The organism is Chryseobacterium sp. MIQD13 (assembly GCF_050496705.1).
Classification (GTDB): domain Bacteria; phylum Bacteroidota; class Bacteroidia; order Flavobacteriales; family Weeksellaceae; genus Chryseobacterium.
Genome location: NZ_JBNWAF010000002.1, coordinates 460,341 through 476,178 on the forward strand (window position 1 = coordinate 460,341; position 15,838 = coordinate 476,178).

16 protein-coding genes are annotated in these 15,838 nt (G+C 36.4%); 10 read left to right on the forward strand and 6 right to left on the reverse strand.

The window, feature by feature from the left end:
• Positions 1-84: 84 nt before the first annotated feature.
• A complete protein-coding gene (locus ACQWU4_RS09120) occupies positions 85-963 on the reverse strand; it encodes an AraC family transcriptional regulator (protein WP_429935457.1) in 879 nt (292 codons plus the stop codon).
• A gap of 235 nt (positions 964-1,198) precedes the next feature.
• Here ACQWU4_RS09120 and ACQWU4_RS09125 point away from each other — a divergent pair, with 235 nt between their 5' ends.
• From ACQWU4_RS09125 to fabF, 6 genes are all read left to right on the forward strand, one after another.
• Entirely contained in the window at positions 1,199-2,065 is an 867-nt protein-coding gene (locus ACQWU4_RS09125) for a helix-turn-helix domain-containing protein (RefSeq protein ID WP_429935458.1), read from the forward strand.
• Between the two features lie 87 nt (positions 2,066-2,152).
• The gene (locus tag ACQWU4_RS09130; RefSeq protein ID WP_040993352.1) at positions 2,153-2,569 is read left to right on the forward strand and encodes an OsmC family protein; all 417 of its coding nucleotides are present in this window, start codon (positions 2,153-2,155) and stop codon (positions 2,567-2,569) included.
• A 230-nt stretch (positions 2,570-2,799) separates the two neighbouring features.
• Complete coding sequence (locus tag ACQWU4_RS09135; protein WP_429935459.1) at positions 2,800-3,405, forward strand: TetR/AcrR family transcriptional regulator; 606 nt, start codon at positions 2,800-2,802, stop codon at positions 3,403-3,405.
• Between the two features lie 12 nt (positions 3,406-3,417).
• Positions 3,418-4,686, forward strand: a complete 1,269-nt coding sequence (locus tag ACQWU4_RS09140; RefSeq protein WP_429935460.1) for an acetyl-CoA C-acetyltransferase — start codon at positions 3,418-3,420, stop codon at positions 4,684-4,686.
• Between the two features lie 15 nt (positions 4,687-4,701).
• Complete coding sequence (locus tag ACQWU4_RS09145; RefSeq protein ID WP_429935461.1) at positions 4,702-5,127, forward strand: PaaI family thioesterase; 426 nt, start codon at positions 4,702-4,704, stop codon at positions 5,125-5,127.
• Positions 5,128-5,129: 2 nt separating this feature from the next.
• Positions 5,130-6,371 carry a beta-ketoacyl-ACP synthase II gene (fabF, locus tag ACQWU4_RS09150; RefSeq protein ID WP_429935462.1) on the forward strand — a complete coding sequence of 414 codons (1,242 nt, stop codon included), beginning with the start codon at positions 5,130-5,132 and terminating at the stop codon, positions 6,369-6,371.
• A 75-nt stretch (positions 6,372-6,446) separates the two neighbouring features.
• Here the strand turns inward: fabF and ACQWU4_RS09155 are convergent, their stop codons facing one another.
• The 3 genes from ACQWU4_RS09155 to msrB form a co-directional block, all read right to left on the reverse strand.
• A complete protein-coding gene (locus tag ACQWU4_RS09155) occupies positions 6,447-6,827 on the reverse strand; it encodes a hypothetical protein (protein ID WP_429935463.1) in 381 nt (126 codons plus the stop codon).
• A gap of 10 nt (positions 6,828-6,837) precedes the next feature.
• Positions 6,838-7,593, reverse strand: a complete 756-nt coding sequence (locus tag ACQWU4_RS09160) for a murein L,D-transpeptidase catalytic domain family protein (protein ID WP_429935464.1) — start codon at positions 7,591-7,593, stop codon at positions 6,838-6,840.
• Positions 7,594-7,711: 118 nt separating this feature from the next.
• The gene (msrB, locus tag ACQWU4_RS09165; protein ID WP_429935465.1) at positions 7,712-8,248 is read right to left on the reverse strand and encodes a peptide-methionine (R)-S-oxide reductase MsrB; all 537 of its coding nucleotides are present in this window, start codon (positions 8,246-8,248) and stop codon (positions 7,712-7,714) included.
• Between the two features lie 75 nt (positions 8,249-8,323).
• Here msrB and ACQWU4_RS09170 point away from each other — a divergent pair, with 75 nt between their 5' ends.
• Positions 8,324-9,568 (forward strand): DUF445 domain-containing protein, encoded by a 1,245-nt coding sequence (locus ACQWU4_RS09170; protein WP_429935466.1) that lies wholly within the window; start codon positions 8,324-8,326, stop codon positions 9,566-9,568.
• A 21-nt stretch (positions 9,569-9,589) separates the two neighbouring features.
• The gene (locus ACQWU4_RS09175; protein ID WP_429935467.1) at positions 9,590-10,474 is read left to right on the forward strand and encodes a hypothetical protein; all 885 of its coding nucleotides are present in this window, start codon (positions 9,590-9,592) and stop codon (positions 10,472-10,474) included.
• A 29-nt stretch (positions 10,475-10,503) separates the two neighbouring features.
• Here the strand turns inward: ACQWU4_RS09175 and ACQWU4_RS09180 are convergent, their stop codons facing one another.
• Together ACQWU4_RS09180 and ACQWU4_RS09185 are read right to left on the reverse strand one after the other, a co-directional pair.
• Complete coding sequence (locus ACQWU4_RS09180; protein WP_429935468.1) at positions 10,504-11,526, reverse strand: quinone-dependent dihydroorotate dehydrogenase; 1,023 nt, start codon at positions 11,524-11,526, stop codon at positions 10,504-10,506.
• Between the two features lie 95 nt (positions 11,527-11,621).
• The gene (locus ACQWU4_RS09185; protein WP_429935469.1) at positions 11,622-12,317 is read right to left on the reverse strand and encodes a pseudouridine synthase; all 696 of its coding nucleotides are present in this window, start codon (positions 12,315-12,317) and stop codon (positions 11,622-11,624) included.
• A gap of 247 nt (positions 12,318-12,564) precedes the next feature.
• Between ACQWU4_RS09185 and ACQWU4_RS09190 the strand changes: the two genes are divergently transcribed.
• The gene (locus tag ACQWU4_RS09190; RefSeq protein WP_184164131.1) at positions 12,565-14,106 is read left to right on the forward strand and encodes a glycine--tRNA ligase; all 1,542 of its coding nucleotides are present in this window, start codon (positions 12,565-12,567) and stop codon (positions 14,104-14,106) included.
• A gap of 195 nt (positions 14,107-14,301) precedes the next feature.
• The gene (locus ACQWU4_RS09195) at positions 14,302-15,798 is read left to right on the forward strand and encodes a hypothetical protein (protein WP_429935470.1); all 1,497 of its coding nucleotides are present in this window, start codon (positions 14,302-14,304) and stop codon (positions 15,796-15,798) included.
• The last annotated feature ends 40 nt before the right edge of the window (positions 15,799-15,838 follow it).

Here is a 15,838-nt window from a genome sequence, read left to right on the forward strand (position 1 = left end):
ATCTGATATGGATTCAAAAAAGATCCGGACAGAACAATCCGGATCTTTATGTTTATAAAATGTATTTACTTAATTTTAACAGGGTTACTCAATTTTTTTCACTCCTTTAAAAAGCTCTTTAAATTCAGTAGGTGTTGTTTTTTTAATAGATTTGAAAACTTTATTGAAATTGGCAATATTATTAAAACCAGCCTCAAAAGCAGTCTCAAAAACCGTCAGATTCTTCTCCATCAGCCAACGGGCAGCATAGCTGATCCTGATTTCATTCAGATAATTCACAAAAGTTTTACCTGTTCTTTTCTTGATAAATCTGTTGAAAGTTACACTGCTCATATTAATCAGTGAAGCAGCATCATGAAGCGTTATTTTACTCTCAAAATTCTTATGGACAAAATCATGTACAATCTTCATTTTATCATTATCTGCAAAGGTTTCAAGCTCTATACTGTAAGAAGACAAAAGTGTTTTGTCTTCGGCAATGGCCAATTCATTGAGGATTTTCATGATTTCAATAAAAGACTCAAAGCTATTCATTTTGGATAAATTGAAAAAAGAGTCTTTAAGCTTTTCTGCTGTTTCCTGTGAAAACAGAATCCCCCGGATAGAGTCCTTCATCAGATTGCTGATAGGCTTCAGAATATTCTTATTCATCATAGACTGATTAAAAAAATCCTGGTTGAACTGGACTGTTATTTCATGGGTTTTCCGGTTTTTGCATTTATGATTTGCCCAGCAATGCGGCAGATTGGGTCCTACTAATACCAGTTCAATGTCACTGATCTCCCCTGTATGATCCCCGATCATTCTGCGGTATCCCTTTCCTTTACTGATAAAATTGATCTCTACCTCCGGATGGTAGTGGTAAGGAAAGTCAAAAGATGCCTTTATACGGTCAAACACAAGAAAACTGTCCTCAGGAGATAATGGAGTTATTTCTCTCAAAATATTCTCTAGCTTGCTCATTTAATCTTTGAAGAAATTAAAGTTATAATTCAATACAGTACTTTTTTACAAATTTGATAAAAAACCAATCAACTAATATATAATTTTTATTTTTTATCAGTTTTTAATTAAAAAAGTGGAATTAATATTGAAAATATTCCTTATCCCAGATAAAGATAATGTTTTTACATAATGAACTTTATTTCCCGGTAATCTTAAAACCTTCTTTTTTGTATCTTTAAACTAAAGTAATTGTATGCAGGAACAGCTTATTTTTGAAGATCATTATAAAAAACTCGGACTTGAAATGTTCTCTGAAGAAAATCTGGGAACAATCAATGGAACTCAATTCGGATATGATATTAAAATCCTTTTCATCCCCGAAGGTTATGAACTGACGATAGATTTCAATCATTACAAAGTTTCAAAAACGTCCTTATTCTTTCTTACCAATCAGCATCTGACAATAGAAAAAGGAAAAGAAGAAGCCATATTATTATATTATAACCGTGATTTTTACTGCATCCAGATCCATGATAAAGAAGTGGCCTGCGACGGACTTCTTTTTCATAATATATTTGAAATACCCTTTGTAGAACTTACAGATACGGAAGCCTCCGATATTAAAAACCTGTTTCAGCATATAAAGAATGAACTGGAATGGAAAGATTCCTCTGCTGAGGAAATGATCAGAACGTATGTAAAACAAATAATCATCCGCGCCACCAGAAACTGGAAAAAGCAGCATCTTAATAATGATACTGTGAGAATTCCCAGCAGCGAATTTGATATTTTCAGAGACTTCAGCAGGCATCTGGAAATTCATTTCAGAGAAAAACATAATGTGGCAGATTATGCCGAACTTCTTCATATGGCCCCAAAAACATTAACACACAAGTTTAAAAGCCTGAATTTGGAATCTCCCAACCAATTGATCATCAACAGGATTTTATTGGAAGCGAAAAGGCTCTTGATCTATACTGACAAACCTGTTAAAGAGGTTGCCTATAATCTTGGTTATGAAGATCCGGCCTATTTTAACCGGCTTTTTACCAACAAAACGGGAAACACACCCTCAAATTTCAAAAAAAATTATTCCTCGGGAAAAAAGTACAATTTTTAAGCCTTTTTATCTATTGAATTTCGCTAATAGCCATTCTACCTTTGTATCATCAAAACAACATATTAAAAACAACAAAAAGCAAACATTATGAGACGTAACGCAACAGCCGTTTGGAACGGTAACATCAAAGAAGGTAAAGGACATTTAACTACTCAAAGCACAACTTTAAATGAAACCCAGTATTCTTTCAACAGCCGTTTCGCGGACGGAGTGGGAACAAATCCTGAAGAACTGCTTGCAGCAGCACACGCAGGATGCTTCACTATGAAATTGAGTGCAGAGCTTTCCCAGGCAGGTTTTACTCCGGAAGAATTAAAAACAACTTCTGTTATAACTCTTGATCCAAGTATTGGAAAAATTACAAAATCTGAACTGACGCTTACTGCAAAAGTTCCGGGATTATCAGAAGAAGAATTTCAGAAGTACGCTAAAATAGCCGAAGAAGGATGTCCGGTGAGCGCAGCTTTCAATTTTGAAATTACTTTGAATGCTACTTTAGCTTAATTATATTAGAATTTCTTTATTTGAACCATTAAGTTTTTCATTGCTAAAAAACTTAATGGTTTATTTTTATCGTATATTTTTCTCACACAGATTCCATAGATTTCACAGATCTTTTTTACAGGTTCACCAAGCTTAAGCAGCCAAATCTTTTGTGGCTTTAGTGGTAAAATAATTTAAAATATACCGATTGGTATATTTTTTATATATTTGTATAGAAATAAGATTCTTATATGTCAAAAGCAGAAAAGACCAAACAGTTTATCATTGAGAAAACAGCTTCTTTGTTTAACACGAAAGGCTATATGTCTACGTCTTTATCTGACATTACAGAAGCTACCGGCCTTACCAAAGGAAGTATCTATGGAAATTTCGGCAATAAAGATGAAGTCGCCCTTGAGGTATACAAATACAATTCCGGCCTCCTTTCAAAAAATATGGCAAGATCTTTAGGGGATGAATTTCCGACTACCATTGATAAGTTAAATGCTTTTGTAAGTTTTTACCGGAAAAACTGGAAAGTCGTTTTTGAAAACGGAGGCTGCCCCCTGATGAATGCAGCCACTGAAGCTGATGACACTTTTCCATGTCTGAAAAAGCAGGTTATTCAATCATTTGAAGGCTGGATTAAAAAAATAGCGAATGTTATTTCAGACGGGCAAAAAATCGGAGAGATCCATCCGGATATAGATGCCCATAAATACGGATCGCTTTTCATCATGCTTATTGAAGGCGGAATACTTCTGGCCAAAACAACAGAGGATGAAAACTATTTGCATCTGGCCTTAGACAGAATATTATTCACCATCGATAAAGAATTAAAATTACTTCCATCATAAAAATTTTTCAATATGGAAACAAAAAAAGTAGCTATTGTAGGATACAGCAGGATTCCTTTTGCCAGAATCAATACTGCATATGCTGATTTGGATAATCAAGAGCTTCTGGAAGCAGCTCTTACCGGATTGATCAACAAATATCGTCTGCAGGGGAAACTTCTTGGTGAAGTGGCTGGCGGTGCTGTTATCAAACACATTTCAGAAAGCAACCTCATCAGGGAATCCGTAATGAACACATCTCTTGATCCTGCAACTCCAGCATGTGACCTGCAGCAAGCCTGTGATACAGGAATTGAAGCAGCAGTTTACATTGGAAATAAAATCGCACTGGGACAGATTGAAAGTGGTATTGCCTGCGGTGTTGAAGCAATGAGCAATATTCCGTTTGAATCCGCTCCCAGATTAAGAAAAGCTTTGTTGAAAGCCAATAAGGAAAAATCAGCGTTTGGAAAACTAAAACAGCTGCTAAGCCCAAAACTGAAAGACTGGATGCCGGTTCCTTACAAAGGGCAGGAGCCCAAAACCGGCTTGGTAATGGGTGGACATACAGAAATCACAGCAAAATATTATAAAATATCGCGCGAAGAACAGGATGAATTGGCTCTCAAAAGCCACCAAAATATGGCTAGAGCTTATGATGAAGGATTTTTTGATGATATGATTATTCCTGCTTTCGGCTTAGACAAAGACAATAATCTCCGAAGAGATACCAGCATTGAAAAACTTTCTCAGCTGAAACCTGCCTTTGATAAAGAAAACGGGACTTTAACAGCCGGAAATTCAACACCATTTACAGACGGAGCTTCTGCAGTTCTTCTCGCCAGTGAAGAATGGGCTAATGCCAACGGCCTTCCTGTTCTGGCATATATTACTTTTTCAGAAGTTGCAGGAATTGAATATGTTGAAAACAAGCAGAATTTATTGCTTGCCCCAGTTTTTGCTGCAGACAGAATGCTCAAAAAAGCAGGAATGAACCTGGAAGATTTTGATTATTATGAAATTCATGAAGCATTTGCAGCACAGGTTCTTGCCACCATCAAAATCTGGGAAAATGATGATCTTGCTAAAAAATTCGGTCTGGAAAAAGCATTGGGAACCATCGACAGGAATAAGCTGAATGTGAAAGGAGGAAGTCTTGCCGCAGCTCACCCTTTTGCCGCGACAGGCGGAAGAATTATCGGAACCTTAGCCAAACTCCTCTATGAAAAAGGAAGCGGAAAGGGCTTTATTTCTATCTGTGCCGCGCGGGGACAGGGTGTAACTATGATTTTAGAAAAATAAAAACAGAAAACAAATATGGACAGATTAGCACAACTGCAGCAATTCATCGGAAAGGAGTTTGATGAATCCCCTTCACCATTTATGAAATGGCTTAATCCCATTATACTTTCTGCAGAAGAAGGGCATCTGGAGTTTCAGTATACTGTAAGACCTGAGTGGCTCAACCCTATTGGAAATCTTCATGGCGGTGTAACGGCAGCCATCGTTGACGATATTATTGGAGCCACGATGTTCTCCCTGAATGAAAATTCTTTCATAACAACTATCAATAATGTGATCGATTATTTTTCAACTGCAAAAGAAAATGATAATATTGTAGCCGAAACGAAAATTATAAAAAGAGGCAGGCAATTTGTCAATGCACAATGCGAAATATGGAACGCAGATAAAACAAGATTAATTGCCAGGGGAACCTCTAATCTATTCAAAATTAATAACTAGATATGAAAAGAGTTGTCATTACAGGACTGGGCGCAGTGACGCCTTTGGGAAACAATGTCGAAGATTTTTGGCAAAACAGTATTAATGGGGTAAGCGGAGCAGGCTTAATTACTCATTTTGATTCAGAAAAATTTAAAGTACACTTCGCATGTGAGGTGAAAGGGTTTGATCCAAAGGTTCATTTGACCCACAACGAAATAAAAAGAAGCGATTTATTTTCACAATATGCCATGTATGCTTCTACTGAAGCGATTAAGGATTCAGGACTTGAACTGGAAAAAATGGATCCGTTTGATACAGGCGTAATCTGGGGAACCGGACAGGGCGGTATGGTAACATTTGAAGGTGAAGTGATGAATTTTGCAAACGGAGACGGAACACCAAAATTCAATCCTTTCTTTGTTCCTAAATTTATTGCCAATATGGCTTCAGGAATGATCTCCATGAAATTCGGCCTGCAGGGGATCAATTATACAACTATTTCAGCGTGTGCAACGGGAAATACAGCTTTGATGGATGCTTTCAATTATATCCGTCTCGGAAAAGCAAAAGTAATTATAAGCGGTGGTTCCGAAGCTGCTATCACACCAGCTTCCATAGGCGGTTTCTCAGTGATGAAAGCTATGTCTACCAGAAATGATGATTTTGCCAGTGCAAGCCGTCCCTATGATGCAGACAGAGATGGTTTTGTTATGGGAGAAGGCGCCGGAGCATTAATTCTGGAAGAATATGAACACGCAAAGGCAAGAGGTGCCAAAATTTATGCAGAACTTGCAGGAGCGGCAATGACAGCTGATGCCTATCACATGACTGCACCTCATCCGGATGGAATAAGTGCTATTAAAGCCATGCAGCTTGCCATGAAAGAAGCGGGTGCCAATATAGAAGATATTGATTATCTTAATCCCCATGCAACCTCTACTCCGATTGGAGATGTGATAGAACTGAATGCAATCAGCAAATTATTCGGGGGAAGCAAAAACCTTGATATCAGTGCAACAAAATCTATGACCGGACATTTATTGGGTGCCGCAGGTGCTGCCGAGGCAATTCTTTCTATCAAAGCAGTAGAAAATGGGATTATTCCTCCTACCATCAATCTTCACAATATTGATGAGAACATTCCTAAAGATGTAAATATTGTTTTTGGAGAAGCTAAAGAGAAGGATATTAATTTTGCATTAAGCAATGCCTTTGGGTTTGGAGGGCATAATGCAACTTTGGTTTTCAAGAAATTCAAATAAATCACACAAAAAAGCAGTCAAAATAGACTGCTTTTTTATTGTATCATTAATTTTAAGAAGTTTTAAAGTACTTTTCTATTTCGCATCAGAAATAAAATAGTCCTCAGCATGATCAGCAATCGGGATATAAAGCCTTTCCCATTTTTCACCTTCCACCAATTCCCAGCTGTGTCCTTCTCCTTTGGTATCTTCTGCCAAGAGAATAATTCCGGGCTCAATAAGAAATGTAGAACCATTGCTTACTTTAAATCTTATTTTACCTTTCAAGGTTACTACATACTGCCTTCTTGGAGCCGGGTGAGTAGCTTTCTGCCAATCTTCAACCGTACTGCTTACCCAAAAAGTAGTTGTATTCATAGGTTGTAAAGTCGGAATTTTACCTTTTTCGAAAGTACTTGTTTCATCAGGATTATTCATCAGCCTGACAGCAGAAATAAATTCCGAGGTAACTTCCATTCTTAAATAATTATGATTTCAACCATTCTGATGAAGAAAGGTAATTCTGATCCGGATAATAGATGAAAAGACAATTTCTTCCTTTGATCGTATTGATAATCGGTTGCGTTAATGCTTTCGGCACCGCAGGACATCCCCAGCTTCTTCCGATTCTTTTATGCATTGCCGCAAAATCATCACTTACATAATCTGCTCCATGCATAACGATAGCTCTTCTGTACGCCGCATCATTAAACCCCTTATCCATTCCCAGCAATTTCAAAGAATATCCGTTGTCTCCCTGGTAAGTGGCATCCGTGATATAAAATCCTAAGCTGCTCTGCAGCGAACTTTCCGTATTAGAAAAATTCGTCGCAAATTCTTCACCTGTATTTTTTCCGTGTGCCACCAGTGAATTGAACAGTACCTTTTTCTCGTTGGTATCAATCACCCAAAGTCTTTTTGTATTTGAAGACATAGAAAAATCGCAGATAGTCAATAAATGCGAGTCCTGGTTAAGCAATCCTGCTTTTTTTAAATTTTCAAAACCTGTTAATGCTTTTGCGAAAACTTCGTAATTCAGTTCATGTTCAGGTTCGAATTGAATTGATTTGTACAATTCCTCTGATGAAGATGCTGTTCCGGCTGTCTTCTCAGATTTCGTGTCTGCTACTTTTTCAATTTTTGCTGTGTTTGTATTCTCATTCTTTACACCCTTTCCCGGCGAAATATAGAATGAAGTCGTGACCAGATATAACAGGCCTAATACACTATAAATTCCTCTCATTCAATACTGTTAAATTCCAAATTAGTGAGGCAAAATTATAAAAACATAATTACCAGATCCATATAAGTCCACAAAGTTTAACTGAATTTAAGAAACTTTAACTTCCTGATTTCGTGAATTAAAGGATGTTATTTTTCGGATCCGAAACAAATTCCAGGCTTATAGAATTCATACAGTAACGCAGTCCCGTAGGCTTCGGGCCATCATCAAAAACATGCCCAAGATGAGAGTCACATCGTTTACAAAGTACTTCTACTCTTTCCATTCCATAAGTGCTGTCTCTTTTGTAATACACTCCTTCTTTATCTGCTTCAAAAAAGCTTGGCCACCCACAGCTGCTGGAAAATTTTGAGGTAGAGCGGAACAGATGATTGCCACAGACTGCACAATAATAATCTCCGATTTCATCAAATTCATTATACTTTCCGGTAAATGCTCTTTCCGTAGCAGCTTCTCTGGAAATGGCGTATAAGTCGGGAGTAAGGATTTTTTTCCATTCTTCATCGGAAATATCCAATTTTGTAGTATCTGTTCTTGAATAGTATGGATTGTTTTTTGCTTCTTTATTTTCCATAGGAGGTATTTTAGTGGACTGAGATTTCTGCGGACATGCCTGCAAAATGATTAATAATATGATGAAAACTAAAAATTTCATTGTAAATTTTAGTCATAAATTTCATTCCGGTTCAGGAATGGTGGTTTCATTACCAAATTTAGTAAATTTGAGAATATGAATGATGAAGCAAAAAGAAAACAACTGAGAAAATATAAAATGTTTGCCACCGGATTATTTATCCTGATGGCTGTTATTTTCATTGTTACCACTATTTTACAAAAATCAAACAATTCGCACTGGATTGGCTATGTAAAAGCTTTTTCCGAAGCTGCAATGGTGGGAGCTCTGGCGGACTGGTTTGCTGTAACCGCTTTATTCCGTCACCCACTGGGACTTCCGATTCCGCATACCAATCTTATTGAAAACAGCAAACAGAGACTGGGTGATAATCTTGGCAGTTTTGTGGTGAGCAATTTCCTTTCGCCACAGAATATACGTCCATACATCCAAAAACTAAAAATTTCAAATTTTGTAGGAGAATGGCTTGGTAAGGAGAAAAACCAGGATATTCTGATCAGAAATCTTTCTGATATTGTTCTGGATATTCTCAATAAGCTTGATGATACTTCTGTGAGTCAGTTCATCAGCAAGAAAGTTTCAGAAATGACGGATGATATCAAACTTAATAAAGTAGTGGGAAACGGGATAGGCTATATTCTGGAAAAAAATGATCATCAGAGAATCGTCACCAATCTTTCCAGGCAGATCAAAGATTATATTATCGAGAATGATGAAATGATTAAAGACCGCGTACAGAAAGGGAGTTATTCATTTATTCCTGCTTTTGTTGACAATAAAATCGCCGATAAAATTGCCAGCGGACTTTCTGATTTTTTTAAAGAAATTGAAGAAGATCCGGAACATGAAATCCGAAATCTGGTTACCAGAAAAATTCAGGAATTTTCTATAGATCTGAAGGAAGATCCGAAATGGGATGATGAATTTAAAAGCATAAAAAATGGCCTTCTGAAGAGTGACAAATTAGAAGAATATTCCAGTGATATCTGGGTTTCGATTAAGAAAACTTTGATGAAGGAATTGCAGGATGAACAATCTTCTTTGAAAAACTATCTTACTAAAAACCTGAATGAATTTTCTGAAAACTTAAAAACAGATGAAAATCTTCAGAATAAAATTGACCATTGGGTAAGAGTAACTGCTTATAAGTATATTCTTAAAAATACGCACCAGTTTGGAAACCTTATCAGTTCTACAGTAGGAAACTGGCAGGGTAAAGAGCTGAGCGAAAAACTGGAGCTGGAAGTAGGAAAAGATCTTCAGTTTATCCGGGTCAACGGAACTCTCGTTGGCGGACTGGTGGGACTGATCATCTACACGATTGCCAATTTCTTCCTCTAAAAAAACTATTCAAAACCAACCATGAAAAAACTATGTATCACTTTATTTCTTTTCCTTTCTGTCCTCTGTTTCTGTCAGAAAGTTGAATTAAAAGCAATAACAGATTCCTCACAGATTTTCAAAGGAGAAATTGCAGGAATACCCATTACCATGCAATTAAATTACACCGGAATTGTAGATTGCAGTCAATACCAGCATTTTGTAGACGGATGGTATTATTACGACAAACATCAGAAGAAGATTCCTTTGTCCGGAATTTATGATTATGGCAAGCTATACCTTTATCATTTTGGAAGTAAACAAAAGCAAAGTTTTAAAATACTTCAGGACAAGATTACTTCTCCCCGACTGATCGAAAAAACGGATAGTATAGCTCAAACTTTGCAGCCTAAAGAAGTCTTTAATTTTACAAATGAAGACCCGCATACAGATATTACCGGAAACTTCCATTTGAAAGATAAAACCTATGCTGTAAAATTATTTACCGTTGACAATATGATTTACAGGTTTAATAATTACCTCATCCTGCCTGATAATAAGAAAATAAACACCTATGATTTCATAGACAGGTATGGCGGAAACGAAATGATCTCCTACAAATCCGACAATACAGGAAACAGGGTTCTTTTATATTTTGAACGTATGTCCAATTTCAACGCATGTGGAATGTGCGGTGCAAGTGAAGGCGAAAAAGGTTATAGAATCCTGTACTTTACAAAGGACTGGAATTATAAAAACTATGAAGAATTTCTGACTGAAAGCTGCCTGCAGAATATCTACGACACTACTGAAACAAAATCCAAAGACCGGAAGATTTTAAAATATAAAATCAATAAAACCACAACTTCTCCAGCTTATACTCTTACTGTTGATGCAAAAAATGCTTCTGTGATAAAATCAAAATAAAAAAGAGAGCTGTTAAACTCTCTTATATTTTATCTTGGCAGCCTGCTGGCTCTCTTTAAAAGTTCTCTATTGATCTCATTGATCAGTTCGGGGCCTTCATAGATAAAGCCTGTGTAAAGCTGTACCAGACTCGCTCCGGCATCCAGTTTCTCAATAGCATCTTTCGCCGTGTGAATTCCTCCTACTCCAATAATCGGGAAAGCTCTGTTGCTTTTTTCCGAAAGGAAACGGATCACTTCTGTGGATCTTTTGGTAAGCGGTTTTCCGGAAAGTCCACCGGTTTCAGATTTATTTTCTGAGGTTAAATTTTCGCGTGAAAGTGTTGTATTTGAAGCAATAACTCCTGCAATTTTGGTTTCTTTAACAATATCAATGATATCAAGAAGCTGATCATCCGATAGGTCCGGAGCTATTTTCAGGAGAATCGGTTTTGGATTTACTTTTTCTGCATTCATCTTTTGCAGTGTTCCCAAAAGTTCTGTTAAAGGTTCCTTATCCTGAAGCGCACGGAGATTGGGGGTATTCGGGGAACTTACATTCACTACGAAATAATCTACGTAAGGGAAAAGCTTTTCGAAGCAGATCTTGTAATCGTTAACCGCTTCTTCGTTTGGAGTTACTTTGTTTTTTCCGATATTTCCGCCAATCAGGACGTTTTTATTTTTTTTAAGACGTTCTACAGCAGCATCTACTCCATCATTGTTGAAACCCATCCTGTTGATGATCGCAGAATCTTCCGGCAAACGGAAAAGTCTTTTCTTATCATTGCCAGGTTGCCCTTTCGGCGTCAGAGTTCCGATTTCAATAAATCCGAATCCAAGGTCTGAAAGTTCGTTAAAAAGCACTGCATTTTTATCAAAACCAGCTGCCAATCCTACCGGGTTTTTAAATTTCAGCCCGAAAACTTCTCTTTCCAGTCTTTTATCTTCAACGGGTTTGGGAAGAAAAAGCTTCGTCAGAAAAGGAAGATTTTTCAGCATTGAAAAGGTAAAGTAGTGAACTTCTTCGGGATCGAATTTAAAAAGAATGGGACGGATCAGGTTTTTGTACATGCCTTTTTTTGGAATACAAAGGTACTGATTTTAGTTGAGAGTTGACCTGATTAAAGTCGAGACTGAAGCCAACAATAGCAAGAATGCCGGAAACACTAAGAATACAAACTCAAATCGAAATTCAAAATATCCCCTACTCTTTTGAACTCCTCATCTATCGTTGCATTTATCATAATTCTTTCATCAGAAATAGGATGATTAAACATCAATTGATGTGCATGAAGCGTCATTTTGTTGATGCCAAATGTTTGAAGCCACAATTTATTCTGTTTATTGCAACCGTGTTTACGACAGCCTAAAATTGGATGTAAAATATGCTTAAAATGTTTTCTCAACTGATGAAATCTTCCTGTTTGAGGAACAGCTTCCACCAGACAATATCTAGAAGTCTGATGTTTCAAAAAAGGTAAATCTATTTCCGAAGTCTGCAAACGACGATAATAAGTAATTGCATTTTGTTTGACTTCATTTTCATTAATTAAATCATAATCGATCGTTTCTTCTTCTTTTGCCCAACCCCGGAGAATAGCTATGTATTTCTTTTCTACCATTTTTTCCTCAAATTGAGTGCTCATCATTCTCAACGTATCTTTATCTAAAGTAAACAATAAAACACCCGAAGTTTTTCGATCCAAACGATGCACCGGATAAACTTTCTGTCCGATTTGCTTTCTCAATTCCTGAATGGCGTAAGTATCGGCTTCTCCAGCATAAAAAGACTTGTGAACCAGTAATCCGCTGGGTTTATTGATGGCAATAATATGCTCGTCGCGATAAAGAATTTCTAACATGGGACAAAAGTAGAAATTTTCAACTGATTAGCCCTGATTGAGCGACATGTTTGAGCTCTTTTATTGGATTGGTTGCGGCGGCTTCGCCGCCGCAACCAATCCAATAAAAAGCGAGTAACGAAAGCAGGTTCCCGGCTCCTAAAAATTAAAATATAACTATTTGAACTATTATTAATCGCTTTTTTTACTGAATTTCATGAAATTGGAATCCAAATTCATATTTTTGCACATCAGACGTAAAAAAATTATGGCAAAGCAAGAAGATGTTTTCAAGAAAGTGATTTCTCACGCTAAAGAATATGGTTTTATTTTCCCTTCCAGTGAGATCTATGACGGTTTATCCGCTGTTTATGATTATGGACAGAACGGTGCCGAATTAAAAAACAATATCAAACAGTATTGGTGGAAAGCTATGGTACAGCTTAACGAAAATATTGTGGGTATTGATTCCGCGATCCTTATGCACCCTACCACATGGAAGGCATCAGGCCACGTAGACGCTTTCAACGATCCATTGATTGACAATAAAGATTCTAAAAAACGTTTCAGAGCAGATGTTCTGGTAGAAGACTACTGCGCTAAAATTGAAGATAAAGAAAACAAGGAAATTGAAAAAGCAGCCAAAAGATTCGGTGATTCTTTTGATAAAGCTCAGTTTGAAGCTACCAACCCTAAGATTCTTGAATACAGAGCAAAAAGAGAAGCTATTCTTTCAAGATTGGCAAAATCTCTTGAAAATGAAGACCTTGCAGATGTAAAAGCTTTAATTGAAGAGCTGGAAATTGCTGATCCTGATACCGGTTCTAAAAACTGGACGGAGGTAAGACAATTCAACCTGATGTTTGGTACTAAATTAGGAGCTTCTGCAGATTCTGCAATGGACCTTTATTTAAGACCTGAAACAGCTCAGGGTATCTTCGTTAACTTTCTAAATGTACAGAAAACTTCACGTCATAAGCTTCCTTTCGGTATTGCACAGATCGGTAAAGCATTCAGAAATGAGATTGTTGCAAGGCAGTTTATCTTCAGAATGCGTGAATTTGAACAGATGGAAATGCAGTTTTTTGTAGCTCCGGGAACAGAACTTGAATTCTATGAAAACTGGAAGCAAAAACGTCTGAACTGGCACTTAGCTCTTGGTTTGGGTAATGAAAACTACAGATTCCATGATCATGAGAAACTGGCTCACTATGCAAATGCAGCGGCTGATATTGAATTCAACTTCCCATTTGGATTTAAGGAATTGGAAGGTATTCACTCCAGAACGGATTTCGACTTAAAAGCTCACGAAGAGTATTCAGGAAGAAAGCTTCAGTTCTTCGATCCTGAAAGAAATGAAAACTATGTTCCGTATGTTGTGGAAACTTCTGTAGGTTTAGACAGGCTATTCCTTTCCATATTCTCTCACTGTTTGAAAGATGAAGTGCTTGAAGATGGTTCAGAAAGAACGGTTTTATCTTTACCTCCTGCACTGGCTCCGATTAAGGCAGCTATCCTTCCGTTAATGAAAAAAGACGGTTTGGCAGAATATGCAGAAAAAATCTTCAATGACCTGAAATATGATTTCAACTTATTCTACGAAGAAAAAGATGCAATCGGAAAACGTTACAGAAGACAGGATGCGATCGGTACTCCTTACTGTATCACTATCGACCACGATTCTTTAACAGATCACACGGTAACGATAAGAGACAGAGACACGATGCAGCAGGAAAGAGTTCCTGTTTCTGAATTAAGAAGAATCATTGACGAGAAAACGAATTTCAGAAATTTACTTTCTAAAATATAGATTAAAGCCCCGGTCGGGGCTTTTTTTATTCATCATTTATATCATAAACATCTGCGTAATCTGCGGGAGTTAAAAATTTCTCGCAGATTACACAGACAGTATAAATTATTTTTGACCATTAGAACAGCTTTTATGAATAAAATGAAACCTTTCCAACATATTCCATAATTTATTATTTTTGTCAAAACACACATAATGAAAAAACTATACCTGTTGGTGTTTGGATTATTCCAGACTCTTGCCTTTTCTCAAACCCAGGATCTCGCTTCTTTAGCTACCGGAAAATATCTGGGTCTTAAATCTATCTCAGATCATGATAAAAACCTTTTCGGTTATTTTGCGCTTTATGATTTAGGGAAAACGGAAAACAATAAAAAGAAAAACAAATTAGAGTATATCATTTTTGATAAGAATCTCAATTCCCTTTCCACAGGAAATTTCGAAAGTGATGAGACAGCTGTTGAATATTATTCCTATATCAATTCAGAAAAACAGTTAGTGATTACCCCTTCTTTCAGTGCATATGACTATGCTTTTGATACTTCATTTTACACACCTTCAGATTTTATTATCAATCTCAATGATTATCAGATCAAAAAGAAAGATAACCTTCAGTATGACGGAACAGATCTTACCCCGGTATCTGTTTCCAAAACCAATAAAGAGCAGAAGGAAGACAACAAAAATTTAAAGAAAACTTCAGGGTATGAGCTAACTTCTGAAGTCATAGGGCTTAATAACAATCAGACACTTATTTTTGAATACAAATACGACAGACCTTTGTTTAAAGATATCTCTCTGAAACTTTTCAATAATAAAAATGAAAAACTCTGGGATTATAAGTTTTTTGATCAGGATAATAAATACAATTTCGTCAACTTTAAGATTGTAAATTACGACAATGATATTCTGATCGCAAAAGTCAATAAGCATCAGAAAGATGCTTCGGAATACAATTTTATGGTATTTGATCTGAAAACTGGAAAGGTAATGTCCATACTTCCGTTTCCTTATGAAAGCAATCTTTATGTTACCCTGAATTCCGTAGACGGAGCAATAAACAGCAAATATAATACAAACGATAAACTGACATCTTTACTAAGATACTCCGGAGGACCGCTTAATTTTTACAATGAGGGGTTTGTAAAGCTTATTTATGATAAAAGTACCAGTCAGCTGTCATTTAATGAAATTCACCTTTTTGATGATGTATACAGCAGTCATAAAGATATAGAAGAGCTTAAAGAACCTTTTGATTCTAAAGACATTGACATAAAATCAGTAAGTTTCCTGAAAAACAATGATATTGTTGTCATTTTTCAGAAAATAAGCAGGAAAAACAATGCCGTTTCGGATATCATCATGATGAATTTTGATCCAGAAATGAAGCTGAAAAACCTCAAAGTCTACCCTACTCAGAAAAACAGCACCTATCTTTTCTCACAATACCTGAATGATAAAAAAGATATGGTATTTTTCTATGCCGACACTGAAAGAAAAAACAGGGAAAAGAAATGGAACCTCTTTATCAATACATTCATAAACGGACAGTGGAAACAGGAAGTATTGCCAATGTCTTCAGACAATAATATTATGATTCCTTTTATGGCAAAAGAAGGCTATATACTCCTTCAGGAATTCAATGAAAAGGAAAAATTTAATAAAATACGTCTGGAGAGACTGAATTATTAATATTTCTCTGAATTTAATTACTATTTTAAACAAAAATTTT

Coding starts and splice junctions, on each gene's coding strand:
- ACQWU4_RS09120 (WP_429935457.1), bottom strand. CDS start 963: ATGAGCAAGCTAGAGAATATTTTGAGAGAAATAACTCCATTATCTCCT.
- ACQWU4_RS09125 (WP_429935458.1), top strand. CDS start 1,199: ATGCAGGAACAGCTTATTTTTGAAGATCATTATAAAAAACTCGGACTT.
- ACQWU4_RS09130 (WP_040993352.1), top strand. CDS start 2,153: ATGAGACGTAACGCAACAGCCGTTTGGAACGGTAACATCAAAGAAGGT.
- ACQWU4_RS09135 (WP_429935459.1), top strand. CDS start 2,800: ATGTCAAAAGCAGAAAAGACCAAACAGTTTATCATTGAGAAAACAGCT.
- ACQWU4_RS09140 (WP_429935460.1), top strand. CDS start 3,418: ATGGAAACAAAAAAAGTAGCTATTGTAGGATACAGCAGGATTCCTTTT.
- ACQWU4_RS09145 (WP_429935461.1), top strand. CDS start 4,702: ATGGACAGATTAGCACAACTGCAGCAATTCATCGGAAAGGAGTTTGAT.
- fabF (WP_429935462.1), top strand. CDS start 5,130: ATGAAAAGAGTTGTCATTACAGGACTGGGCGCAGTGACGCCTTTGGGA.
- ACQWU4_RS09155 (WP_429935463.1), bottom strand. CDS start 6,827: ATGGAAGTTACCTCGGAATTTATTTCTGCTGTCAGGCTGATGAATAAT.
- ACQWU4_RS09160 (WP_429935464.1), bottom strand. CDS start 7,593: ATGAGAGGAATTTATAGTGTATTAGGCCTGTTATATCTGGTCACGACT.
- msrB (WP_429935465.1), bottom strand. CDS start 8,248: ATGAAATTTTTAGTTTTCATCATATTATTAATCATTTTGCAGGCATGT.
- ACQWU4_RS09170 (WP_429935466.1), top strand. CDS start 8,324: ATGAATGATGAAGCAAAAAGAAAACAACTGAGAAAATATAAAATGTTT.
- ACQWU4_RS09175 (WP_429935467.1), top strand. CDS start 9,590: ATGAAAAAACTATGTATCACTTTATTTCTTTTCCTTTCTGTCCTCTGT.
- ACQWU4_RS09180 (WP_429935468.1), bottom strand. CDS start 11,526: ATGTACAAAAACCTGATCCGTCCCATTCTTTTTAAATTCGATCCCGAA.
- ACQWU4_RS09185 (WP_429935469.1), bottom strand. CDS start 12,317: ATGTTAGAAATTCTTTATCGCGACGAGCATATTATTGCCATCAATAAA.
- ACQWU4_RS09190 (WP_184164131.1), top strand. CDS start 12,565: ATGGCAAAGCAAGAAGATGTTTTCAAGAAAGTGATTTCTCACGCTAAA.
- ACQWU4_RS09195 (WP_429935470.1), top strand. CDS start 14,302: ATGAAAAAACTATACCTGTTGGTGTTTGGATTATTCCAGACTCTTGCC.